A 24480-nucleotide genomic window follows, 5' to 3' on the forward strand; every position below is an offset into this window, starting at 1 on the left:
AAGAATTTTAAAACTCGTTTTCTTCAGTACTTTCAAACAGTTGCTTTCGTCTGGGAGGTTGCCGTTAGTGGCTTGTCCCTCAGAAGTGGTGCGCATTCTACAGGCGTCAGGAAAACTGTCAACGAGGTTTTTGAATTAATTTATAGCGGTCTCGGTTTCCACGTACCTCGCTGATCAGACAGTGATCATTTCGTTCAGTTTTCAGACTGAAATCAGCCTCTAGCAAAGGGAATCAACCCACGAGCCCCGTTCCATTTCCAGCGCAATGCCAACAGACATGCGATCACCAGGCCGTAAGCGACCATTTCACCAATATCGCTTCTTGCCTGCCAGATAAAGTGGACCCACGCGGTGATGACGATCAGATAGACCAGCTTGTGCAAACCTTTCCAGCTTTTACCCAGCCGCTTCATCATTGCCTTGGTGGAGGTCAGAGCCAGAGGCACCAGCATAAGAAAAGATAATGCGCCCGCCACAATATAGGGCCGTTTGGTAAACGTAGCCCAAAGATCACTCCAACCGAGTATGAATTGCAGAAACGCCAACACGTGCAGTACGGCATAGAAAAATGCGAACAGGCCGAGCATTCGGCGAACCCGGATCCAGCCTGCCCAGCCAGTCCAGCGCTTGAGCGGAGTCATGCACAAGGTCACGATTAACAACTGGAATGCTGCAAGGCCCAGTGACTCTGTCACTTCCTGGCCCGGGTCAGGTCCCAGAGACTGGCTGGCAATATTGGTAGCCAATACCAGAAGAGGGACGCAGGCGAGAAACGCGGCCAGAAGGCGGAAAGCCAAGACAAAGCCCGGGCGATCCACCATTCGCTTACCATTCATCAATAGAACTTGCTCAGGTCCATACCCTTGTACAGATCGGCGACCTGCTCCCCATAACCATTGAACTTGACGGTCTCCATCCAGTTAGGCGAAAGCAAACCGGAAGGCAGCCTACGTTCACGCTTCTGACTCCACCTTGGATGGTCAACCTCCGGGTTAACGTTGGCATAGAATCCATACTCCTGGGGCGCAAGCATCTCCCAGGTGGTTTTCGGCCGCTCCTCCTGGAACCGTATCTTGACGATCGACTTGATGCTCTTGAATCCGTATTTCCAGGGAACAACCAGCCGGATAGGCGCGCCATTCTGGTTGGGCATGGTTTTGCCATACAGCCCGACCGCGAGGAAGCTTAACTCGTTCATGGCCTCATCCATTCTCAAACCCTCCTGGTAAGGCCAGTCGATGGTGCTGAACAATGAGCGCTGCCCTCGCATCTGATCCGGATCATAGAGGGTCTCGAAATAGACGTACTTTGCGCGGGAGTTGGGTTCAAGCCGTCTAATGATGTCGGTCAGTGGGATGCCGATCCATGGAATCACCATCGACCATGCCTCGACACAACGAAGTCGGTACACCCTTTCCTGATATTCATGGGGCTTGAGCAGGTCCTCCAGAGCATACTCACCGGGCCGCCCGCACTCCCCCTCAACCACGACGGACCAGGGATCAACGCTCATTTCATCGGCGTACCTGGCCGGATCCCCTTTGCCGGTGCCAAACTCATAAAAGTTGTTATAGCGAGTGACATCTTCGAAAGGCGTCTTTTTCTCATCGGTTGAGAAACCGGGCATTGCAACGTAGTCCAGCGCTTCCCCCGGGACCGGAAGCTCTGCAGCAGATAATAGACCCGGCATTGAAAGGCCAGCGGCGACGGCCACGGTGCCGGACATGAATTGCCGTCGGTTGAGGTAGACAGATTCGGGGGTAACTTCTGAGTGAGGCAAAGCCCAGGATGGGCGCTTCTTGATGAACATGGAAAGTCTCCGTCAGGGCGTCAGCCAGCTAGGGCGTTGACCGGAGACTGTGGTTAAAATTCCCGGACCTCGATGAGGAAGCCCGGGAAGCGAGAGCTCAGTCAGCGGCCCCTGAAGCTTTCCGGGGCTTGCCACGGAACAGCGCACGAACAGGGCCGGACAACGCGTATATCAGAAATCCGGTAAAGAGTACGGTAGCCGGATCCAGCGCGATCACTACAAACACCAGGACCACAAGCAGAATAGCAGCAAAAGGCACCCGACCACGCAGATCCAGATCCTTGAAACTGCGATAGAGGATGTTGCTGACCATCAGCACGCCCGTACCTGCAACCACCACCATTGTCAGCAACGTGAGCCAGGCAGCGGGTTCAAAGAGATGGAAGCACCAGACCAGGCCAGCTACGCACGCTGCAGCAGCCGGGCTGGGCAAACCAACAAAGAACTTCTTGTCGACCGAACCGATCTGGGTGTTGAAACGCGCCAGACGAAGCGCAGCGCCAGCCACGTATATGAACGTAACGGCCCAACCGACCTTATCGAAGGCATTCAGCGACCAGAAAAAAGCGACAAGTCCCGGGGCCACGCCAAAGGCCACCATGTCGGCCAAGCTGTCGTATTCTTCACCGAATTTGCTCTGGGTATTGGTCATCCGGGCAACACGGCCATCAAGACCATCCAGGATCATGGAGACAAAAATGGCAATCGCGGCATTATCAAACACGCCGTTTGCGGCAGAGACTATGGCGTAGAAACCCGAAAACAGCGAAGCCGTTGTAAGCGCATTGGGGAGCAGGTAGATACCTTTGCGGCGGACCGGCGCACCTTCCACCAGCTCTTCTTCAACCACTTCCCCGGCCTCTACCTCAAAGTCCGGGTTCTGCTTGCCGTCGGCGGCTTTTCTTTCTTCAGTCATTCCCATTACTCCGGAAAGCGTTTGGGCGGAGTATATACGAAAAACGCGGCCACCCGGGCCGCGTTTTTCAAAACCAGGCGGAATTCCGCTTAGTTTTTGTCCTTATCCACGATCTTGTTCGCGGAGATCCACGGCATCATACCGCGCAGCTTCTCACCAACCACTTCGATTTCGTGAGCAGCGTTCTGGCGACGACGGGCGGTCATGGACGGGTAGTTCAGAGCGCCTTCAGAAATGAACATCTTGGCATACTCGCCGCTCTGGATACGCTTCAGTGCGTTGCGCATGGCTTCGCGAGACTGCTCGTTGATGATTTCCGGGCCAGTCACGTACTCACCATACTCCGCATTGTTGGAGATGGAGTAGTTCATGTTGGCGATGCCGCCCTCGTACATCAGGTCTACGATCAGCTTCAGCTCGTGCAGACACTCGAAGTAGGCCATTTCCGGCTCGTAACCACCTTCCACAAGCGTCTCGAACGCGGCTTTAACCAGTTCCACAGTACCACCGCACAGAACGGCCTGCTCACCAAACAGATCGGTTTCGGTCTCATCCTTGAACGTGGTTTCAATGATGCCGGTACGGCCGCCACCGATACCGCTGGCATAGGACAGCGCCAGGTTCTTGGCGTTGCCGGAGGAGTCCTGGAAGATAGCGATCAGGTCAGGAATACCACCGCCGTTGGCGAATTCGGTGCGCACGGTGTGGCCCGGTGCCTTCGGAGCAATCATGATGACGTCCAGATCCTTGCGCGGAACGATCTGGTTGTAGTGGATGGCAAAACCATGCGCGAATGCCAGAGTGGCGCCCTGCTGCAGATTCGGCTCGATTTCCGCCTTGTACAGCTGAGCCTGGTACTCGTCCGGCGTCAGAACCATAACTACGTCAGCGGCAGCAACGGCAGAGGGCACGTCGCTGGTCTTCAGGCCATAGGCTTCCGCCTTGGCAATGGAAGAAGAACCCGGTCGCAGACCCACGGTAACGTCGACGCCGGACTCTTTCAGGTTGCACGCGTGAGCGTGGCCCTGGGAGCCGAAGCCGATGATGGCAACTTTCTTGCCCTGGATGATGGAAAGATCGCAATCCTTATCGTAATAAACCTGCATGAGAAACCTCTGTTATTTGTGATAGCCCCGGAGGACCATAATGTTCAAACCCTGTTTGAAATCGTTAAAGGCTGAGCACCTTCTCGCCCCGGGCAATGCCGGATACACCGCTGCGCACCACTTCCAGCACACCCGAGGTGCCAACGGCCTGAATAAAGCCGTCCAGCTTCTCGCTGTCCCCGGCCAACTGAACCGTGTAGACGGAGCTGGTCACATCCACGATCTGGCCGCGAAAAATGTCCACCGTACGCTTGATCTCGGCACGCTGGGAACCGGTGGCTTTCAGCTTGACCAGCATCAGCTCACGCTCGATGTGGGCACCTTCGGTGAGATCCACCAGCTTGACGACTTCAATCAGCTTGTTCAGTTGCTTGGTGATCTGCTCGATCACCTTGTCCGACCCCGTGGTGGTCACCGTCAGACGGGACAGAGTTTCGTCCTCGGTTGGCGCCACAGTGAGTGTTTCGATGTTGTAGTTACGCTGGGAAAACAGACCCACAACCCGTGACAGGGCGCCAGGCTCGTTTTCAAGCAAAACAGAAATGATTCGACGCATGATCAGACCCTCTCCGTCTTGCTAAGCCACATATCCTTCATGGAACCCCGGGCAACCTGCATCGGATAGACATGCTCAAAGCGGTCTACGAGAATATCCACGAATACCAGGTCGTCTTTCATGGCCAGCACTTCTTTCAGCTTGGTTTCCAGATCTTCTTTCTTCTCAATCCGGACACCTTTATGGCCGTAGGCCTCTGCCAACTTGATGAAATCAGGCAGCGATTCCATGTAGGACTCGGCATGACGGGACTCGTAGTTCATGTCCTGCCACTGCTTGACCATACCCAGAGCCTGGTTGTTCAGGTTGATGATCTTCACCGGCAGATTGTACTGCTTGCAGGTGGACAGCTCCTGGATGTTCATCTGGATACTGCCCTCACCGGTAATGCACAGCACTTCGTCATCCGGATGGGTGAGCTTGACCCCCATGGCGGCCGGAAAACCGAAGCCCATGGTGCCGAGACCACCGGAGTTGATCCAGCGGTTGGGCTTGTCGAACTTGTAATACTGGGCCGCAAACATCTGGTGCTGACCAACATCGGAAGTCACGAAGGCTTCGCCGTTGGTCAGGCGACACAGCATCTCGATGACTTCCTGCGGCTTGATCACATCCGGACTGGTTTCATAGCGCATCCCGTGGAATGCCCGCCACTCGTCAATCTGCTTCCACCAGGAGGCGATCGCGTCCGCGTCGGGCTTTTCCTTCGCTTCCTTGACCAGGGCCAGCATTTCCTTGAGCACGGCGTCTACCGGGCCCACGATCGGCACATCGGCGTCCACCGTCTTGGAAATCGACGCCGGGTCAATATCGATATGGATAATGCGCGCACCCGGACAGAACTTCTCAGTGGCATTGGTCACACGGTCGTCGAAGCGGGCCCCGACACAGAGAATCAGATCCGAATGGTGCATGGCCATATTGGCCTCATAGGTACCATGCATCCCGAGCCAGCCCAGGTGTTGCTTATCGCTGGCCGGGTAACAGCCGATCCCCATAATGGTATTGGTGATCGGGTAACCAATCATCCGGACAAGCTCAGTCAGTTGATCTGAAGCCTTGCCGAGAATAACGCCGCCGCCGGCGTAGATAATCGGACGCTTGGCAGCCAACAGCATGTCCACTGCTTTCTTGATCTGACCTGCATGGCCACGAATGGCGGGGTTGTAGGAGCGTAGCTTGACCTTCTTCGGGTAAGCGTACTCGTACCGTTCATTCGGAGTGGTCATGTCCTTGGGGATATCCACAACAACCGGACCAGGACGACCGGTGGCCGCAATATAGTAGGCCTTGCGGATAATCTCCGGGATTTCCTCGGGGTGACGGACACTGAGGTTGTGCTTAACAACCGGACGGGAGACACCCATCATGTCGGTTTCCTGGAACGCGTCCTCGCCAATGAGAGTGGACGCAACCTGGCCGCACAGAACCACCATGGGGATGGAATCCATGAATGCGGTGGCAATGCCGGTGATCGTGTTGGTGGCTCCAGGACCCGAGGTTACCAGTACGGTACCTGGTTTTCCGGTCGCGCGGGCATAGCCGTCGGCCATATGGACCGCCGCCTGCTCGTGCCTTACCAGAATGTGCTTGACTTTATCCTGCCTGAACAGCGCATCATAAATATGAAGGGCTGCACCACCCGGATAGCCGTATATGTATTCGATACCTTCATCTTGAAGGGACCGGATCAGCATATCGGCGCCAGACAATAACTCCACGATTTTCTACCCTCTTCTACGAGTGAATGAGCCGGGACGGGTCCCGGTTGCCTGGATTCACGGTGTCCATGCTTCTTGTGAAAGCGGAACCGGCTGCTCCTCCACACCTTGTTGAGAGGTTGTCTCCTGGCCAGCCGCCCTCCTGAGGGTTGCGGAGAACGGCCAATCAACGGGTTGCACGTAAGCAACAACCATCCCGCGACGGATGCGCGGCGCGTTCAGTGTGGTAATTGATGGGGGATACTCGCTCGGGATTGCCTGCCGTATTGACCCCAGTCTTCAGGCAATCGGTAATTCTGACAGCGCGAAACTCCCTGTCAATAGCCGCTGCAGGTTTCTGTGCCTATACTGGCCGAAGGTCTGCCATACTTGACACAAATCCGATACAAAGATTTGAACCAGACAGAAGAAAATCCGCAACACTGGTGGCATGATAGGGAATAATAAGCTGAGAAAAAACGGGCCCGGTTTATCCAGGTTGTCTGCCTGCCCGGGAGCAGTGAACATACGCGAGTAGAGCCATGAACAGAAAAATCCTGACGCTGACCTTATTACTGGCCGTTGTACCAGGTGTCGCCATGAGCGCCTCTGTCTATAAATGGACCGATGAAAACGGGGTTACCCATTTTGGGGACCGGCAGCCTACGGGCTCAAAGGCCGAACGAGTCAATGTTCGCTCCGGCACCTCTTCCGACGCGTCCGGCAACAGGCAGAGCCCCCAGGAGCGTCTGCAGAATATGCAGGAACAGCAAGCGGATGAGGCGGAGCAGCGCAAGGAAACGGCAGCTGAGGAAGCGCGCAGAAAACAGCGGGAGGCGAACTGCGAAGCCGCTCGCTCAAATTTGGAAGTGATTGACACCAACGCCCGTATCCGGATCGAAGAAAACGGAGAACAACGCTACCTTAGCCCAGAGGAAATTGCCGAGAAACGGGCTGAATTCGAGCGAATCGCCGACGAGAACTGCGGTCCGGCAGAAGAATGAATAACACGATCAAATGAAAAAGGGGGCAGATGATGTTTCATCTGCCCCCTTTTCTTTATTACGCCTTGGCGAACACCAGGTGGTGGTTCTCCACCGTCCCCTTAATGACATCCCCCGGCACAAACTCTCCCTGCAGAAGCCGCTGAGCCAGCGGATTTTCGATCATTCGCTGAATAGCCCGCTTCAAAGGCCGCGCACCGTAGACCGGGTCATATCCGACTTCCGCCAGTAATTCCATCGCCGCATCATCCAGCTCAAGCTTCATATCCTGTTCTTTCAGGCGCTTGCTTAGCGATTCGATCTGAATCCGGGCAATACCCTGGATCTGGCTCTCCGCCAGCGGGTGGAACACCACCACTTCATCCACCCGGTTGATGAACTCGGGGCGAAAATGGGTGCCGACGACTTCCATGACGGCATTCTTCATAGCCTCATAGTTCTCCTCGCCCGCTTTCTGCTGGATGATGTCCGAGCCGAGGTTTGAGGTCATGACAATGACCGTGTTCCGGAAGTCGACTGTCCTGCCCTGCCCGTCGGTCAGACGGCCATCCTCCAATACCTGCAGAAGGATGTTGAACACATCCGGATGGGCTTTTTCCACCTCATCCAGCAGCAATACTGAATACGGCCGACGGCGAACTGCTTCGGTCAGGTAGCCACCCTCTTCGTAGCCGACATAGCCCGGAGGCGCACCGATCAGACGAGCGACGGAATGTTTCTCCATAAACTCGGACATGTCGATGCGCACCATGGCTTCCTCGGTATCGAACAGGAAGGACGCCAAAGCCTTACACAGCTCGGTCTTGCCCACCCCCGTCGGGCCGAGAAACAGGAATGAACCGTTCGGGCGATTGGGGTCGGACAATCCAGCCCGGGAACGACGCACCGCATTGGATACAGCTTCAACCGCCTCATCCTGGCCGATAACCCGACCATGAAGAGCCTCTTCCATGCGCATCAGCTTATCCCGTTCGCCTTCGAGCATCTTGGAAACCGGAATGCCGGTCCACTTGGAGACGATCTCGGCAATCTCCTCGTCGGTTACCCGGTTCCGAAGCAGCTTCATCTCCATCATCTCAGCCTGGCTGGCCATATCCAGCTGGCGCTCCAGCTCGGGGATCTGCCCGTACTGGAGCTCGGACATCTTGCCAAGGTCGCCGGCGCGACGGGCGTTCTCCAGATCAATCCGGGCCTGTTCCAGGCGGCTCTTGATCTTCTGGGAACCATGCAACGCAGCCTTTTCGGTATTCCAGACTTCTTCCAGATCGGCGTACTCACGCTCGACACCGGTGATCACATCAGACAGCTCAGACAGGCGCTTTTTCGAAGCGGCATCGGTCTCTTTCTTCAGAGCTTCACGCTCGATTTTGAGCTGAATCAAACGACGCTCGAGGCGATCCAAGGCCTCGGGTTTGGAATCCATTTCCATGCGAATCTGGGAAGCCGCCTCATCCACCAGATCAATGGCCTTGTCCGGCAGCTGCCGGTCGGCAATGTAACGGTGCGACAGCTTGGCGGCGGCGATGATGGCACCGTCTGTCACCTCAACCCCGTGGTGCACCTCGTAACGTTCTTTCAGGCCCCGCAGGATGGCGATGGTATCTTCCTCGCTTGGCTCGCTGACCAGCACTTTCTGGAAGCGACGCTCAAGGGCGGCGTCTTTCTCGATGTTTTCACGGTATTCGTCCAGTGTGGTCGCACCCACGCAGTGCAGCTCGCCGCGGGCCAAGGCCGGCTTGAGCATGTTGCCGGCGTCCATGGAGCCTTCGGCCTTACCGGCACCGACCATGGTGTGGATCTCGTCGATGAACAGGATGATCTGGCCTTCCTGCTTGGACAACTCGTTCAGAACCGCTTTCAGGCGCTCTTCAAACTCTCCCCGGAACTTGGCGCCGGCAATAAGGGCTCCCATGTCGAGTGACAGAACTTTCTTGTCCTTGAGGCCATCCGGCACCTCGCCGTTGACGATACGCTGGGCCAGCCCCTCGACGATGGCGGTTTTACCAACGCCGGGCTCACCGATGAGGACCGGGTTGTTCTTCCGGCGGCGCTGCAATACCTGAATGGTGCGGCGGATTTCATCGTCTCGACCAATAACCGGGTCCAGCTTGCCAGCCTCGGCTCGCTCGGTAAGGTCGATGGTGTACTTGGACAGGGCCTGACGGTTTTCTTCGGCGCTGGCATCGTTGACGGTTTCACCACCGCGAACGTCGTCGATCGCTTTTTCCAGGGCAGCTTTATCAACGCCCTGCTCCCGAAGTACCCGGCCAAGGCTGCCACGGTCTTCCAGGGCGGCCAGCAGCATCAGCTCACTGGAGATGTACTGGTCTTTGCGCTTCTGGGCGAGCTTATCGGCAATGTTGAACAGTCGCCCCATGTCATTGGACATGGAGACGTCGCCGGCGGATCCCTGCACTTCCGGCAGGTTCTCGATTTCCCGGGCGATCGCCTGGCGAATGCGACCGGGTTCTGCCCCGGCCTGTTTGATCAGTGGCTTGATGGCGCTGCCTTCCTGGTCGAGCAGCGCCTGCATCAGGTGCACCGGCTCAATGAAGTTGTGATCTTTTCCGACCGCGATGGATTGTGCGTCCGCGAGGGCGGTCTGCAACTTGCTGGTCAGCTTGTCGATTCTCATGTGTACTTTCCCCAAATTTCTGCGAATACCATGGTGCCGGGGGTGGCGGATATTCGATTGCTTTGACAGTTAATGTAGGGGCAAGTAGAGCGACTTCAAGCGGGGCTTCGGTGTATTCGTCAGAAAATTGACGGCCGTCAGGTTTGAGTTTGGTGCTGGGTGCAAGGCTGGCGCGAGGTTGCTTTCCAGAACACGCCGTGAATACATTCATGTAGGCTTGGCTGCAGCATCCATGCTGCAGACAGTTCTGGAAAGCAACCTCGCACCAGCCACCGGACTTTTCTGTAACTGCCTTGCATCCGCCAATTCAAGCTGGAAATTTAACTTGTTAGCCAGACCAGCGTGGCCATCCGCCCGGTTTGACCATCCCTGCGGTACGAAAAAAACCGATCTGGATCCTGAACGGTACACAGGCCACCGCCAGTAACCCTGTAAACGCCGAGATGGTTTAACCGTAAGGTGGCGAGGGCATAGATATCTGCCATGAAATGCCCCGGCCGAGCGTCTTCCGCTTTGAAGGCGTGGGCGGCTTCCGGATCATGCTTGATAAAGGCGTCACGCACTTCCGGGCCGACCTCGAAACGTTCTGGGCCAATGGCCGGGCCGAGCCAGGCTTGCAGGGTTTCGGGCGCAACGGCCATCTCGCTCACGAGATTCTCGATAACGCCGCCACACAGGCTTCGCCAGCCGCAGTGGGCGGCGCCGACGACAGTTCCTTCGGTATCAGCAAGGATAACGGGCAGGCAGTCAGCGGCGAGGATGGCGCAGGCGATGCCCGGATCGCGGGTAAAGCTGGCGTCAGCTTTGACGGTTTGTCCGACGTTATTCGGGGTCAATTCGACAACCTCGGTGCCGTGCACCTGGTTGAGCCAACCAATCCGGGCGCTATCCAGTCCTGTCGACTCGGCGAGTCTTCGCCGATTCTCTTGGACGTGTTTTGGGTTGTCTTCGACGTGACTACCGAGGTTAAGACTGTTCCAGTGGCGAACGCTGACACCGCCGACGCGAGTTGTGCTGATGGCCCGTACCCTCTGGGGCGCGGACCAGTCCGGTTTAAGGGCGTTATCTTCAATAGTCACGGGTTTCCAGCTCCCGGGCGTGTTTGCGCAGGGCTTCTATCAACGCAACCATATCCTCAGGCAGGGGCACCTCCCAGCTCAGGATTTCACCGGTTTCCGGATGCTCAAGGGTGAGCTGCCGAGCATGGAGGGCCTGGCGGTTGAACGCCGAGAGGGCCCCTCGAAGCTCTTCGGTGGTTCCCTTGGGCAGCCTGAGCCGGCCTCCGTAAAGGGGGTCTCCGACCAGTGGGTGTTTTACATGGGCCATATGAACCCGGATCTGATGTGTTCGCCCGCTTTCCAGTTTGCAGCGAACATGGGTGTGGGCGGCAAAACGCTCCACCAGACGATAATGGGTGACTGCAGGTTTGCCGGAGGCTACCACCGCCATTTTCTTGCGCTCCCGCGGATGCCGGCCAATGGGCGCATCAACGGTTGCACCGCCGGTGAGGATGCCAACCACGACGGCCTCATACTCGCGGCCCATGGTTCGGGTTTGCAACTGATCGACCAGGGACGTGTGCGCAATCAGGCTGCGAGCAACGACCATGATGCCGGAGGTGTCTTTGTCGAGGCGGTGCACGATGCCCGCCCTCGGTAAATTCTCGACTTCCGGGGCGTAGTTCAAAAGAGCATTGACCAGGGTTCCATCGGCATGGCCGGCAGCCGGGTGCACCACCAGGCCCGCGGGCTTGTTGATGACCAGCAAGTGTTCATCCTCATAGACAATATCCAGGGAGATTTCCTCGGCCTGCCAGCTCACCTGGACTTCCGGCTCCGCATCCAGCGCCAGTCGATCATCCAGCATCACTTTGTCCCGAGGCTTTCGCGTCTCACCATTCACCGTCAACGCGCCGCTTTTGATCCAGGACTGCAGGCGGGAACGGGAGTGTTCGGGCATCAGTTCTGCCGCGGCCTGGTCAAGGCGCCGATCACTCAGTTCCGGCGGCACAACAAAGTTGGCGATGATTCGTTTTTCAGATGACATTAAGCCCCCAGGGCCTGTGTGTGTTACGTTTCGGTCAGATTATTGGAAACAGCGAGGCATTGCTCTGCACATGGAGCCACTTCCCCGCTACAATGACTGCCCTTGAATTAATCGACATTATACGGGATTCCGGAATGAGATCAGGTCTTCGTTTGCTGTTACTTTCCACACTGGTTGTTCTGGTCAGTGCCTGCGCCTCCAACAAGCAGGAGGAAGTACTTCCGGAGAAGACCTACTATGAGAATGCCCGCCAGGCCATGACCTCTGGGAATTTCAACGAAGCAGAGGAGAACCTGGATGCACTGGAAACCTACTACCCCTTTGGGCGCTATGCGGAACAGGCCCAGCTCGACCTGATTTATGCCCGCTATCAGAACCTGGATCTTGAAGGTTCCCGTGCTGCCGCCGACCGTTTTTTGCGCCTTAACCCGCAAAGCGACCACGCGGACTATGCACTCTATATGCGCGGCCTCGCCTCTTATAATCTGGACATCGGGCTGGCCGCGCGCTACTTCCCGATTGATGTAGCGGCGCGCGATCCTGGCGAGCAGTTGCAGTCTTTCCGTGACTTTTCTGAACTTCTGAACCGTTATCCGGACAGTCAATACGTCGCGGATGCCCGCCAGCGGATGATCGCGGTGCGCAATCGCATGGCCGAGCTGGAACTATACGCGGCCCGCTATTACGTCAAACGCCAGGCCTATGTGGCGGCCAACAACCGGGCACGATACATCATCGAGAATTATCCGACCGCAACGGTTACTGAAGAGGCCCTGGTTATCCTGGCAGAAACCTTTCGCTTCCTGGATCTGAAAAAAGGTTCACAGGACGCAGTCGCCATGCTCCGCACCAATTTCCCGGAAAGCGATGCATTCAATGACAACGGTGAGTTTGAGGTGGATCTGCTGAAGGGAGAAAACCGCTCACTGACGAACGTTGTTACCTTCGGTTTGATGGGCGACGAGTAAGGGCTCAAACAGCTGAAATTGGGGTCAGATGAAAAGTTCATCTGACCCCGAATACTTCAACTATTTGCCACTCTTCCAGCCGTTGGTAATCGGATAGCGCCGGTCCTTGCCAAACCCTCTCTCGGTAATTCGCACGCCAATCGGCGCCTGTCGACGTTTGTACTCGTTAATATCCACCAGGCGGATTACCCGCTCGACGTCGACCCGCTCAAAACCCTCCGCAACGATCGCATCGGCACTGAAATCCCGCTCTACATACAGATTCAGTATCTGATCCAGCACATCGTAGCCGGGCAGGCTGTCTTCATCTTTCTGGTCCGGCGCCAGTTCTGCCGACGGCGGCCGGGTAATCACACGCTCGGGGATTACTTCTCCCTCCGAAAGCGTGTTGCGGTATTTGGCCAGACGGAATACCAGGGTCTTGGGCACATCCTTGAGCACATCAAAGCCGCCAGCCATATCGCCATAAAGCGTTGAATAACCCACCGCCATCTCGCTCTTGTTCCCGGTGGTCAGCACCAGTGAACCGAACTTGTTGGACAGGGACATGAGCAGAACACCACGGAGACGCGCCTGCAGGTTTTCCTCGGTTGTGTCCGGCGTGGTGCCCTCGAAAGGCGCGGCCAGGGTTTCCATGAAGGCGTCGTACATGGGCTCAATGGAGAACACATCGTACTGAACACCGAGAGCCACAGCCTCAGCTTCAGCATCCTCAAGGCTCATGCTGGAGGTGTAGCGAAACGGCATCATCACCGCGCGTACCCGATCCTTGCCCAGTGCATCGACGGCAACCGCCAGAGTCACGGCCGAGTCGATACCGCCTGAAAGCCCCAGAACCACCGATTTGAATCCGTTCTTGTTGACGTAATCCCGAACACCGGTCACCAACGCGCTGTAGACATTGGCCTCCAGCGTAGGCTCTCCCGGCAACGGCTGGGATACCGGCTGACAATGGTGCTCGCACAGAAAGTCGACCGGGTACAACCCCTCACCAAACTGCGGGGCCTCTGCAGTCAGCACTCCGGAATGGTCGAACACCATGGAACCCCCATCAAAAACCAGCTCGTCCTGACCACCCACCAGGTTCACGTACACGATACTGACCAGATTCTCCCGGGACTTCCGCTCAAGCAACGCCTTCCGACGGGCCTGTTTATCGATATCATAGGGCGAGGCATTGAGGTTCAGGATCAGACGGGCGCCTGCAGCGGCGCAGTCTTCCACCGGCCCTTCCTTCCAGAGATCCTCACACACGGTAATTCCCACCGGAACGCCCCGGATATCCAGAGTCAGGACATCCCGGCCCTCGGCAAAGTAACGCTTCTCGTCGAAGACCTGATAGTTGGGCGGGAACCGCTTAAAATACCGACCAGTAATTTCACCGCCGTCGATGACCACCGCCGCGTTATACAGGAGCGCGCCATGACGAAGGGGAGCACCGATAACGATCACCGGATCCAGTTTTTCCGCCTGCAGCTTTTCCAGCGCCTCGTTTACGCGAACTTCCATGCTGGGCCTCAAGAGCAAATCTTCAGGCGGATAGCCGGTCAGGCAAAGCTCAGGGAACACCACCACGTCCGCCTGATGCTCGGACGATGCCCGGCGGGCTGCGTCCAAAACCAGCTCGGTATTGCCAGGAATATCTCCTACCAGAAAATCCAGCTGGGCCATCACCACCCGCAGTTTTCTGGCAGACACCCCGGTTGCTGCCTGGTTTCCGGACACGGACATAAATCGGCTCCTGTAACTCATTGCCATGAAAAGGCTATTATAACCCCGCATAGGCGTGGATTTCTTCCGACCAACAGCGGATTCCTGTAAATCATGGCAGCAGATACACCAGTACGATCGGCCGAAGCGCTCGGCCAGGCCCCTTCGACACCGTCCGGTATGCAACAGGCAAAGCTGTTCAGGATCTACAACCACTACCGACTGGTGGTGAGCCTGATGCTGGTGGCACTGTTATTTGTGGATCCCGTTAATTTCGACATGCGGTTCCGGCTGCTGGATTACTACCAGGCGGGCGTCTCCGCTTACCTGGGCCTGAACGCCTTCATTGCCCTGCTTCTGGTGGCCGGCTTTCACCCCAGCCAGCGCCATATAACGCTTTCGATCCTGCTGGACATTCTCATCATGCACGGCCTGCTGCTTGCCAGTACAGGCATTACCAACGGGCTGGCCAACCTGGTTATTGTGTCTGTCGCGGCGGGCAACATCCTTACCCCGAGTCGCATGGGAACCTTCTACGCGGCTCTGGCTGCAATCTGTTCCCTGGGCATATCCGGATGGGCCGTGCTGGCGCTGGGTGAGTCCGCCGACGATATCGTCCGGGCCGGCTCACTGGGCATACTTTATTTTGCGGCAGCTTTCGTCCTGCAAAGCATCTCTCGGCGAATGATGCGCAGCGAGGCTCTGGCTAGTAGCCGGGCTCGCAGCATTGCCGAATTGGAGCAGATCAATCAGCAGATTATCCAGCGCATGCGTACCGGCATACTCGTACTGGACCGTTTCGGCCAGATCCGCGTTGCCAACGCCGCCGCCGAAGAGCTTTTATACGGCGCACCCAAAACCTCGGTACCGATTAACCAGCGCGCAAACGTGTTACCCAAACCCCTCAAGCAGGGTCTGGATGCATGGCTCAAGGACCCTACACTGCGAATTGAGCCGTTTCAGCCCTCACCGACCTCGCCATTGCTGCAGGCCAATTTCACCCAGCTGGACCAGGAGCGGGGCGACCAGATTCTTGTGTTTATTGAGGACATGAGCAAAGTCACCCAACAGGCCCAGCAGATGAAACTGGCATCGCTGGGCCGACTGACGGCCGGCATCGCCCATGAAATCCGCAATCCGCTAGGCGCAATCAGTCACGCGGCCCAACTGATGGAAGAATCCCCCAACCTCGAACCCGGCGACCGCCAGATGCTGGAGATCATCCGACGCCACTCCCGACGGGTGAATGGAATTATCGAAAACGTTCTTGATCTTTCCAGGCGCCGGGCCGCCAATGCGGACCTGATCGAAGTGGCTCCCTGGCTTCAGGAATTTCGGGAAGACTTCCTGCAAACGCAGGACGATGACTGCACCACAGCCAACATCGTTCTGAAAATCGATCCGCAACTGCCACCGGCCCGATTCGACAGAAGCCAGATTGAACAGGTGATGGTGAATCTTTGCGACAACGGTTTACGCTACAGTGAACAACACTCGGGACAGCGAAAGATCGGCATTCATGCCGGTGCAACCGAAGATGGCGAGCGGGCCTATATCGATGTCCGTGACCAGGGGCCAGGCATTGCACCCGAGCACAGAAACTCTGTGTTCGAACCCTTTTTTACCACAGACAAGACCGGAACCGGGCTCGGGCTTTATCTGGCACGGGAACTATGCGAGGCTAATCAGGCCCATCTTTCGCTGGTAGAAGATAACAAACCCGGCTGCTGTTTTCGCATTACATTTGCTCACCCGGGGCGGATGATCTGAACCGGCGCCGGCGGATATCGGGCGCTTGAACAACGACATGGAACCGACGACACAAGATGACCACATACACAGCGCTGATCGTTGATGATGAACCGGACATCCGGGAGTTGCTTGAGATCACCCTCACCCGGATGGGCATAACAACCCTCACGGCACCCGACCTCACCAGCGCCCGGAAATTGCTGGAACAGAACACCACCCACCTCTGCCTGACCGACATGAACCTGCCAGACGGCAACGGCATCGAACTCGTGCAGTGGATTCAGAAACATTCGCCCGCCACGCCGGTCGCCGTGATTACAGCCTACGGCAATATGGACACCGCGATTGAATCGCTTAAAGCCGGGGCTTTTGATTTCGTGTCCAAACCGGTGGAGCTACCCCGACTAAGGGAACTGGTCAATAGCGCCCTCAAACTCGCTGAGCCCAAGCCGGACGCGGAAGATACAGCCGACGAGCCAGGCCTGCTACTGGGTAAGTCGCCGGAAATTCGCAAACTCCGAAACCAGACCCGAAAACTGGCCCGAAGCCAAGCCCCCGTGTTTATCAGTGGCGAGTCTGGCAGCGGCAAGGAATTGGTAGCCAGAATGATCCATCTGCAGGGTCCCCGCCGCGAAGGACCATTCATCGCTGTTAACTGCGGTGCGATTCCCTCGGAACTAATGGAAAGCGAATTCTTCGGCCACAAGAAAGGCAGCTTTACCGGGGCCGTGGAGAACAAAGACGGCCTGTTCCGCTCTGCCAACGGCGGCACCCTATTCCTTGATGAAGTGGCAGACCTGCCCCTGGCCATGCAGGTGAAACTGCTCCGCGCCATACAGGAAAAAGCCGTGCGACCGGTTGGCGATACCAAGGAAGTGCCTGTAGACATCCGGGTATTGAGCGCCACCCACAAGAACCTGCCGGAACTGGTTCAGGAGGGCAGTTTTCGCCAGGATCTTTTCTACCGGATTAACGTGATCGAACTCGCAGTCCCACCCCTGAGAGAACGTCCGGATGATATTCCGCTGCTCTCGAACCATATTCTTGAACGGATCGCGAAAGAGTATGAGTGCGACCCTGCCTCGTTAACGCCAGCGGCAGTCGAGCGGCTGAGCGGCTATGACTTCCCTGGCAACGTTCGAGAACTGGAGAATGTATTGGAACGAGCTTTTACCTTGTGTGACGCTGACCAGATAGACGCGGATGATCTTCATCTTGGGAATGGAGTACAGCATGCGGCCTCCGCAACCCAGATTATTGCCGAAGGACAGGCTGGCGTGGGAGAGAGCATTGCTGTGCCTGATGGAGAAATCGATCTGGAAGGGTATCTGGAAAAAATTGAGCGACAGGCTATCGAGAAGGCGCTAGAGGCGACTCGGTGGAATAAGACAGCAGCCGCGAAAAGGCTCGGGATTAGTTTCAGGGCGCTTCGTTATCGACTTAAAAAACTCGGTATGGAATAAATAGTATTTCACAGGCCTCGATTGGACCTTAACTCAATAAAGCCTACGTTCACGAAGGTAACATCCTGCTTTTCACAGGAAGTGAAAAGCGCCTCGCAAACCGACACGGAAGTCAAAACATGCAGATCTATATCAAAACCAGGGGATTTACTCTGGTAGAGCTAATCGTCACCCTAACACTGGTTACCCTCCTGGCAGGCCTTGCCCACACTTCCTGGACACAATTGCTGGTCTCAAATCGCCATAGGGATCTTACTCAAGACATTCAGCGCATGTTCGCCATGGCTCGATCCCATGCCGTTCATAGCAAAACGTTGACGACTATATGCCCCCTATCGCAAAAGCGCAGATGCACCGATGATTGGACATTACCAGTCGCCGTTTTCCCGGATCGCAACAACGACAAGCGGCCCGACAATGACCACGTTCACCATATCTTCAAGCTACACAATGGGCACTCCAACGTATATTCCCGGACGGCTGGAAGAGGCTACTTTCAACTAGCAGCGGATGCCATGAGCCACGGTACTATGGGCAGTTTGATTGCCTGCTCCCGACAAGCCGACGGGGGAATTCAGATGAGTTATCTAGCGCTGAATATCGGGGGCAGAATTCGCGTGGTCCATGACGATGACGGCGACGGAGAAATTCGTCTTCCCTGGGGCGCGAATGTTGCTTGCCCGAATCCGTGAACACCTGCCAGAGCAATCCGTTAACACCTGAAAACGTGATCCCCATCACGAAACTGCCAGCAGAAGACCATTTATTCCAGATCTTGAACCGCTTGTCGCGCGGGTAGTGAATACAACCAACACCTTTGGTTAACTAGAATGGAGCTCACTGACAGGACATGGCATGTTGAAGAAAGATGAGGGTTTTACGCTTATCGAACTGTTGATCACGATGGTCATCCTCGTGATTATTGCAACGGTCGCGATTCCGGGCTTTGGTCGTTTGATTGAAAGCAACAGGCTGATGACGGGTACTAACCTTCTTGCCTCATCGATAAAGCTTGCACGAGCAGAAGCCATCAAACGCGGCACTAATGTCACATTTAGTACCGATGGCGGACTTGAGACGGGATGGTGCGTGCATGCCGGCGATGCGGGGGGTGACTGTGCCAACGATCAGATCCGCCGCTTCGAAGCCCCAGATGACCTCACCTTTACAGAGACAACTGGCGACCTGGTCTTCGACAGGCGTGGCTTTTTAGTTCCCCAAAATGCCCAGACCTTCACAGTAGCCCCGAATGGGTGCGCCTCCGGCGACATAACGTTCCGTACCTTACGTATCAGCCCTGTCGGAAGAACTGAAATAGAAGATGGAGTATGCCCGTGACCCCAGTAACACCCCTGATGATGCTGAAACGGCAACAACATCCATTTTGCATTACTAGCCAACGCGGACTGGGTTTGATCGAGATCCTGATTACCGTGCTCATTCTAGGTATCGGCATTCTCGGCGTGGCATCGACACAGGTCGTTTCTCTCCAGATGAACACCCAATCACAGAGCAGGAGCCAGGCGGTTCTGTTGGCAGAAGATCTGTTCGACCGTATTCGAGCTAATCCTGACACGCCGAATGACTACGCACTGGCACAGGGAGATGCACAAGGGGCAAACAATGGTGGATGTGCCACGTCCTTCGTACCCGCTAACGCAACGGTAGCAGCCAATGACATTGCTGCCTGGGAAAACAGCCTGGCCTGCCTGCTGCCGGAAGCTACTCGCGCGGTTACAGTCAACGGCAACGTTGTCACGGTCACCATTGATTGGGACCAGAACGACGCGAACATGAATCCTGTTGTAGTGAGGACCCAGATTTGAGCACTTCATCATCAATCCAGACTCGGCAGCTATTCGTCTCGGCGCAATCGGGCCTTTCTTTGGTTGAGCTTCTGATCGCAACGGCCCTTGGCCTTATCCTGACACTCGGAGTTACCCAAATATACCTGAGCGGAAATGAAACCTATCGCCAGACTCAGGGGCTGGCTCATGCCCAGGAAAGCACACGATTCGTGTCCGCCATCATGGCACCGGACCTTCGTTCGGCGGGTAGTTTTGGCTGCCTGGCCGAGATGGGAAGGCCCCTGGACCAGGTTGTTGACAACCGCCTCAACGGCGGCCTGACAGTTCCGCTTGCTCAGGCTCTTCAAGGATGGGAGTACAATAATACCGGACCAGGCGACAATGTAACTCTGGCTGGCGCGATGGCGACACCAGGTGCGGGCAACTGGGCATCAGGTACGGTCGGCGCGAACCTGCCAGCCAATCTTGTTGGTTCTGTGGTGACCAATTCAGATGTGCTCGTGGTCAACGCGATGACCCCGCTCGGAGTACCAGTCAATGCGGCAAATCCACAGAATGGCAATAGTATCAACTTGATCGACAATTCCGGAGTTCCCGTCAACAGGGTGGTACTCGCAACACTCGGAGACTGCTCTGCGGGCGAACTTTTCCAAAAGTCCAACAACGCAAACTCCAGCTCAATCACCATGGCAGGCGGCAACGTAAACCCGGGCAATAACGGCAATAACTTTAACCTAACATACGAACCTCAAACCCGAGTTTACGAATTCACTTCAACCGCTTACTACATAGGTCAGGGCACGAACGGGGAGCCTGCGCTGTTCCGTCGGCTACTGACGCCGCTTGAGGCACCGCAAGAAATGGTTTCAGGCGTTGAAACACTGCAGATCCTCTACGGCGTCGACACCGCAGGAACAAATGCAGCCGACGACTACCTTCCTGCCGACCAGATCGCCAACTGGAACACGGTCGTGAGTGTGCGTTTCTCGGTAATGACCCGGAGCCAGGATGAGGTACTGGACGAACCAAATAATCGGAACTTCGACATGCTTGGTAGCCAAGTTGCGCAAGCTAACAACGGGGATCGTCGAGTGAGACTGGTGTCCGTCGGAACAACCGCGATCCGGGGGAGAATGTGATGGCAAGTTTCCAGAACCTTTTCAGTGCACCCAAAGCGAACCATCCATCTCATCGTGAGCGTGGAGCCACGCTCATCGTGGCACTGGTTATGCTGCTTCTGATCTCATTGCTGGCTGTCGGCGGTATGCAAGGTTCGATCATGCAGGAGCGCATGGCGAGCAATGCCCACGATGGATCAATTTCCTTTCAGGCCGCAGAAACTGCCTTGAGACAGGGTGAGGCCGATATTCTGAACACCTTGGCAACTCGTCAGGCAGCGACTGTAACCGCAAGGCTGACAACGGCCTGGGATTGGGATGGTGCAAACCCAGCCCCATCAGGCAATGGCAATGTCGGCATTCAAGTGAATTCCGAGCCAGTTTACCACCAGGCACGTTTGGCGGATGTTTGCTCTATCGATCCAACGGAACCGTGTTTTGAGCGCTTCCAGATTACGAGCCGGGCTGAAGGTGGCAGTGCAGAAGCCATTACAGTTCTTCAGTCAACCGCGCTGCTGCCTCCAGAATGACCGTTGCGCGGGAGCGAACCCATAGGCACTTTTTTGATTTATTTCTCCCAACAGGAGGAGATGTTATGAAAATTACCAGCCCTCGTTTTTCCAGGCGCGTGAGCAAGATTGGACATGCCGCTCTGGCCTTTGCTCTGTCCGCGGGGACAATGAATGCCGCCGTCGCCAATGTGAACCTTGCTTCCGCGCCGGTTTTTCTCAAAGAATCCGTGGATCCGAACCTGGTTTTCGTGTTCGATGATTCTGGGTCGATGGGCTGGGAATATATGCCTGACAGTGTCGGTTCCGACTTGGGGCTTTACATCGATAACAATGGCCCGTTTACCTACCGCGATGGAAACGGCAACTTCCGATCCATTAATATTCGGAATTATTGGTACTATAGTAGCGCTGTCAATACCGTCTATTACGATCCGAACATAACCTACCGCCCGCCATTCAAACCGGACGGAACTGGTCGACGGCCGGATTCGAACTTCAGTAGTGCCTGGGTCAATGGGTACTCCCAATCCGGTTCGATCGACTTGGCCAACAGGTACCAGACATCACGTTTCGATTTTCGCAATGGCGCTTTTTACTACCAGTTCAATTCATCCGCCTCGTGCGATACCAACCCAAAGGACAACAGTTGCTACTCTCTGGTTTTCCTGGCGAACGAAAGCGCTGAACAACAACAGAACTTTGCAAACTGGTTTTCGTATTACCGGCTCCGATACTTTGCATCACGTGCCGGTATCAGTGAGGCCTTCTTTGATCTCCCCGAGAATATCCGGGTTGGATACGGTGCAATAAACTCCAACAACAACACTATTGATGGAGTTACAGGTGACACACTCATCAGTGGCGTTCGGCCGTTTAACACAAACCGCCGGGAACAATTCCTGGATTGGCTGCAAACCAAGAACGTATCGGGTGGAACACCGCTGCGGACGGCTCTGAAAGATGTTGGCACATACTACTCGCGAACAGACAACCCCGGCCCCTGGGGGAATACACCAGGTACCAACGACACCAACTCGCATGTGGAATGTCGTCCGAGCTACGCCATTTTGATGACGGACGGCATCTGGAACGGAAGCAACCCCTCTGTCGGAAACTCCGACGGGACACCTGGGCCTTCCCATACCAATCCAGACCCCACCGGGAGCGATTTCGACTATAAAGCCGTGTCCCCATTCAGCGATGGTCACTCTAACACTCTGGCAGACGTTGCCATGGAGTACTGGAAAAACGACCTCCGCCCCGATCTGGACGATAAGGTGCCGACGGCAGGGATTGATGAGGCGTTTTGGCAGCACATGACGACTTTCACCATCGGGTTGGGTGTCGAGGGCTCCGTCAGCGAGTCAGATGCCTTTGCTGCAATTAGCAATGGAAACACCATCAATTGGCCGCAACCCTTTCCGGATGCAGGCTCACAGAACATTGATGATTTGCTCCACGCAGCGGTTAATGGACGTGGAGGATTCGCTAGCGCCCAGAATCCGGATGAGTTTTCACGAGAAATCTCCGGGTTTCTTGACACGGTAATCGCACGAGCAGAAACCTCATCATCCGCTGCTGCGGTGAGCTCTGCGGTACTGAGAACCGATTCCGCTGGCTTCTTCGCAGGCTTCCGCAGCGAGGATTGGTCAGGCACCTTAATCGGCTTCAACTTCGATTCAGGATCCCAGATTTGGGATGCTGAAGAACAGTTGCGCCAGACTCTGCCAGCCAACCGTAACATCTTTACTTTTAATGGCAGTAAGGCAGTTGCGCTCAAGGACATTCAGGATCTTTCCGCAGCTCAGATCACGGCGCTGAATGCAGACCCAGAGAACCCTGGCCAGCTAGACAACCTTGGCAGCGACAGGATCAGCTGGCTTCGAGGTGCCGCCAACGTTCACCCGACTTTCCGAGATCGCAGCTTCACTAACGAATCCGGCACAACGGTCCGCCGCTTGCTCGGCGATATCGTGAACGCAAATCCGCTCTTCGTCGGCAACCCCAACTATGGATTCCGTCGCTTACCTGGCAATGAGGGTACAAGTTATGGGGCGTTCCGTTCCTCTACAGACTATCAAAGCCGAACCAAAGCACTGTATGTCGCTGCAAACGACGGCATGCTGCATGCTTTCGACAGTGAAACCGGTGACGAGCTGTTTGCGTTCATGCCGGGTGAGCTCCTACGCCCGGGACCCGGCAAAACCCATGCACAAATTTCCTCCCTTATCGAATCGGATTACGACCACCGCTACTTCGTAGATGGTACGCCGACGGCCCTCGATGCCTACGTTGACATCAATGGCTCAAGCCAATGGAGAACAATCTTGGTAGGGACTATGGGTGCCGGTGGACGCAGTGTCTTCGCCATTGATATCACGGACCCAACCGCTGTAACCGAAAATAGCGTCCTTTGGGAATTCAGTCATCCAGACTTGGGGTATGGCGTCAGTAATGCTGAAATAGCACGCCTTCCCAACGGCGAGTGGGCGGCTGTATTCGGCAATGGCTACAACGGTACTGATGATTCTGCCAGCCTATTCGTCGTTCGCCTTTCGGATGGAGCGCTTCTCAAGCAGTTTGAGACCGGTGTAGGTGGGAGCGGCAATTCGAACGGCCTTGCGGCACCGGTCCTGACCAGCTTTCCCGACGGCGGCGCCATTTCCCAGTATGCGTATGCCGGCGACCTAAAAGGTAACATCTGGCGATTCAGCTTCGTTGAGAAGCAAGTCAGTTCCTGGTCGGTTACGAAGCTGTTCACAGCTACTGATCAATCCGGAACTCCTCAACCTATTACCTCAGCGCCTCGCCTGACCGTAAACCCGTCTGATCTTGACGAACTGATACTTACCTTCGGAACGGGCAGTTTTATACAAACCGGCGATGATACAACAGACCAGATTCAGAGCCTTTACGCAATCAGGGACGATCTCAATCAGTCTGGGCTTGATCGCGGCGACTTACTTGAACAAACCATTACCTCCCAAAACGGTGTGCAGGTCGCTCGTACTGATGGAACGGGCAACAACAGCTATATCGTTCGGGAAACCTCCAGTAACGTGCTGACATCCGAGCAAGGCTGGTATCTCGACCTAATCTACAACTCTCAGAAAACGGGTGAACGAGTAGTCAGTCGATCCAGTTATCCGTTCGGCATTTTCCCGGATCGGGTTCGATTCAGCACCTTGATACCAGATTCAAACCCTTGCGGGAGTGGCCGGACCGGCTTCATTATGGATCTTAATCTCATTTCCGGCGCGGCTCCGACTGATCCAGTCTTCGATCTCGACAGTGATGGCGAGTTCACTACGGGAGATCTAGTCGGCTCTGGTGGTTCCGGTGGTTCAGGCGGCGGTTCCGGCGGCGGCGGTGGCGG

General features: G+C 55.8%; 20 protein-coding genes. 10 read left to right on the plus strand and 10 right to left on the minus strand.

The window, feature by feature from the left end; genetic code table 11:
- Window positions 1-212 precede the first annotated feature (212 nt).
- From A8B84_RS08975 to A8B84_RS09000, 6 genes are all read right to left on the minus strand, one after another.
- Window positions 213-836, minus strand: a complete 624-nt coding sequence (locus A8B84_RS08975) for a sulfite oxidase heme-binding subunit YedZ (RefSeq protein ID WP_064226934.1) — start codon at window positions 834-836, stop codon at window positions 213-215.
- Window positions 836-1810: a protein-methionine-sulfoxide reductase catalytic subunit MsrP gene (gene msrP / locus A8B84_RS08980; protein WP_064226933.1), complete on the minus strand. Its 975-nt coding sequence runs from the start codon at window positions 1808-1810 to the stop codon at window positions 836-838. The genes A8B84_RS08975 and msrP overlap by 1 nt, the downstream gene beginning before the upstream one ends.
- 97 nt (window positions 1811-1907) lie before the next feature.
- Window positions 1908-2726 (minus strand): CDP-diacylglycerol--serine O-phosphatidyltransferase, encoded by an 819-nt coding sequence (gene pssA, locus A8B84_RS08985; protein ID WP_008170687.1) that lies wholly within the window; start codon window positions 2724-2726, stop codon window positions 1908-1910.
- Window positions 2727-2815: 89 nt separating this feature from the next.
- The gene (gene ilvC, locus A8B84_RS08990) at window positions 2816-3832 is read right to left on the minus strand and encodes a ketol-acid reductoisomerase (RefSeq protein ID WP_008170689.1); all 1017 of its coding nucleotides are present in this window, start codon (window positions 3830-3832) and stop codon (window positions 2816-2818) included.
- A gap of 64 nt (window positions 3833-3896) precedes the next feature.
- On the minus strand, window positions 3897-4388 hold the full coding sequence (ilvN, locus tag A8B84_RS08995) for an acetolactate synthase small subunit (RefSeq protein WP_008170692.1): 492 nt from the start codon (window positions 4386-4388) through the stop codon (window positions 3897-3899).
- Between the two features lie 2 nt (window positions 4389-4390).
- The gene (locus tag A8B84_RS09000; protein WP_064226932.1) at window positions 4391-6109 is read right to left on the minus strand and encodes an acetolactate synthase 3 large subunit; all 1719 of its coding nucleotides are present in this window, start codon (window positions 6107-6109) and stop codon (window positions 4391-4393) included.
- Between the two features lie 521 nt (window positions 6110-6630).
- On the opposite strand from A8B84_RS09000, the gene A8B84_RS09010 reads away from it, so the two are divergent.
- Complete coding sequence (locus tag A8B84_RS09010) at window positions 6631-7092, plus strand: DUF4124 domain-containing protein (RefSeq protein WP_064226930.1); 462 nt, start codon at window positions 6631-6633, stop codon at window positions 7090-7092.
- Window positions 7093-7150: 58 nt separating this feature from the next.
- Here A8B84_RS09010 and clpB read toward each other — a convergent pair whose 3' ends face one another.
- The 3 genes from clpB to rluD all read right to left on the minus strand — a co-directional run bounded on the left by clpB (window position 7151) and on the right by rluD (window position 11773).
- Window positions 7151-9727: an ATP-dependent chaperone ClpB gene (gene clpB / locus A8B84_RS09015; RefSeq protein ID WP_064226929.1), complete on the minus strand. Its 2577-nt coding sequence runs from the start codon at window positions 9725-9727 to the stop codon at window positions 7151-7153.
- Window positions 9728-10047: 320 nt separating this feature from the next.
- A complete protein-coding gene (pgeF, locus tag A8B84_RS09020; protein WP_064226928.1) occupies window positions 10048-10806 on the minus strand; it encodes a peptidoglycan editing factor PgeF in 759 nt (252 codons plus the stop codon).
- Window positions 10796-11773, minus strand: coding sequence for a 23S rRNA pseudouridine(1911/1915/1917) synthase RluD (gene rluD, locus A8B84_RS09025; protein ID WP_064226927.1), 978 nt, complete (start codon window positions 11771-11773; stop codon window positions 10796-10798). Before rluD ends, pgeF begins: the two co-directional genes overlap by 11 nt.
- A gap of 134 nt (window positions 11774-11907) precedes the next feature.
- On the opposite strand from rluD, the gene A8B84_RS09030 reads away from it, so the two are divergent.
- On the plus strand, window positions 11908-12741 hold the full coding sequence (locus A8B84_RS09030) for an outer membrane protein assembly factor BamD (protein ID WP_064226926.1): 834 nt from the start codon (window positions 11908-11910) through the stop codon (window positions 12739-12741).
- Between the two features lie 60 nt (window positions 12742-12801).
- Here A8B84_RS09030 and A8B84_RS09035 read toward each other — a convergent pair whose 3' ends face one another.
- On the minus strand, window positions 12802-14472 hold the full coding sequence (locus tag A8B84_RS09035) for an NAD+ synthase (RefSeq protein WP_064226925.1): 1671 nt from the start codon (window positions 14470-14472) through the stop codon (window positions 12802-12804).
- Between the two features lie 93 nt (window positions 14473-14565).
- On the opposite strand from A8B84_RS09035, the gene A8B84_RS09040 reads away from it, so the two are divergent.
- The 8 genes from A8B84_RS09040 to A8B84_RS09075 all read left to right on the plus strand — a co-directional run.
- Complete coding sequence (locus tag A8B84_RS09040; protein WP_064226924.1) at window positions 14566-16221, plus strand: sensor histidine kinase; 1656 nt, start codon at window positions 14566-14568, stop codon at window positions 16219-16221.
- Window positions 16222-16277: 56 nt separating this feature from the next.
- On the plus strand, window positions 16278-17666 hold the full coding sequence (locus tag A8B84_RS09045) for a sigma-54-dependent transcriptional regulator (protein ID WP_064226923.1): 1389 nt from the start codon (window positions 16278-16280) through the stop codon (window positions 17664-17666).
- Window positions 17667-17785: 119 nt separating this feature from the next.
- On the plus strand, window positions 17786-18358 hold the full coding sequence (locus A8B84_RS09050; protein ID WP_064226922.1) for a GspH/FimT family pseudopilin: 573 nt from the start codon (window positions 17786-17788) through the stop codon (window positions 18356-18358).
- Between the two features lie 163 nt (window positions 18359-18521).
- Complete coding sequence (locus tag A8B84_RS09055) at window positions 18522-19004, plus strand: GspH/FimT family pseudopilin (protein ID WP_082905125.1); 483 nt, start codon at window positions 18522-18524, stop codon at window positions 19002-19004.
- Complete coding sequence (gene pilV, locus A8B84_RS09060; RefSeq protein ID WP_192875803.1) at window positions 19001-19492, plus strand: type IV pilus modification protein PilV; 492 nt, start codon at window positions 19001-19003, stop codon at window positions 19490-19492. Before A8B84_RS09055 ends, pilV begins: the two co-directional genes overlap by 4 nt.
- On the plus strand, window positions 19489-20613 hold the full coding sequence (locus A8B84_RS09065) for a PilW family protein (protein ID WP_138103003.1): 1125 nt from the start codon (window positions 19489-19491) through the stop codon (window positions 20611-20613). The genes pilV and A8B84_RS09065 overlap by 4 nt, the downstream gene beginning before the upstream one ends.
- Window positions 20613-21122, plus strand: a complete 510-nt coding sequence (locus tag A8B84_RS09070; RefSeq protein WP_064226920.1) for a PilX N-terminal domain-containing pilus assembly protein — start codon at window positions 20613-20615, stop codon at window positions 21120-21122. Before A8B84_RS09065 ends, A8B84_RS09070 begins: the two co-directional genes overlap by 1 nt.
- A 65-nt stretch (window positions 21123-21187) precedes the next feature.
- A partial coding sequence (locus A8B84_RS09075) for a pilus assembly protein (RefSeq protein ID WP_064232334.1) occupies window positions 21188-24480 on the plus strand: 3293 nt, incomplete at its 3' end.

It is taken from the genome of Marinobacter sp. EhC06, from assembly GCF_001650915.1.
GTDB lineage: Bacteria > Pseudomonadota > Gammaproteobacteria > Pseudomonadales > Oleiphilaceae > Marinobacter.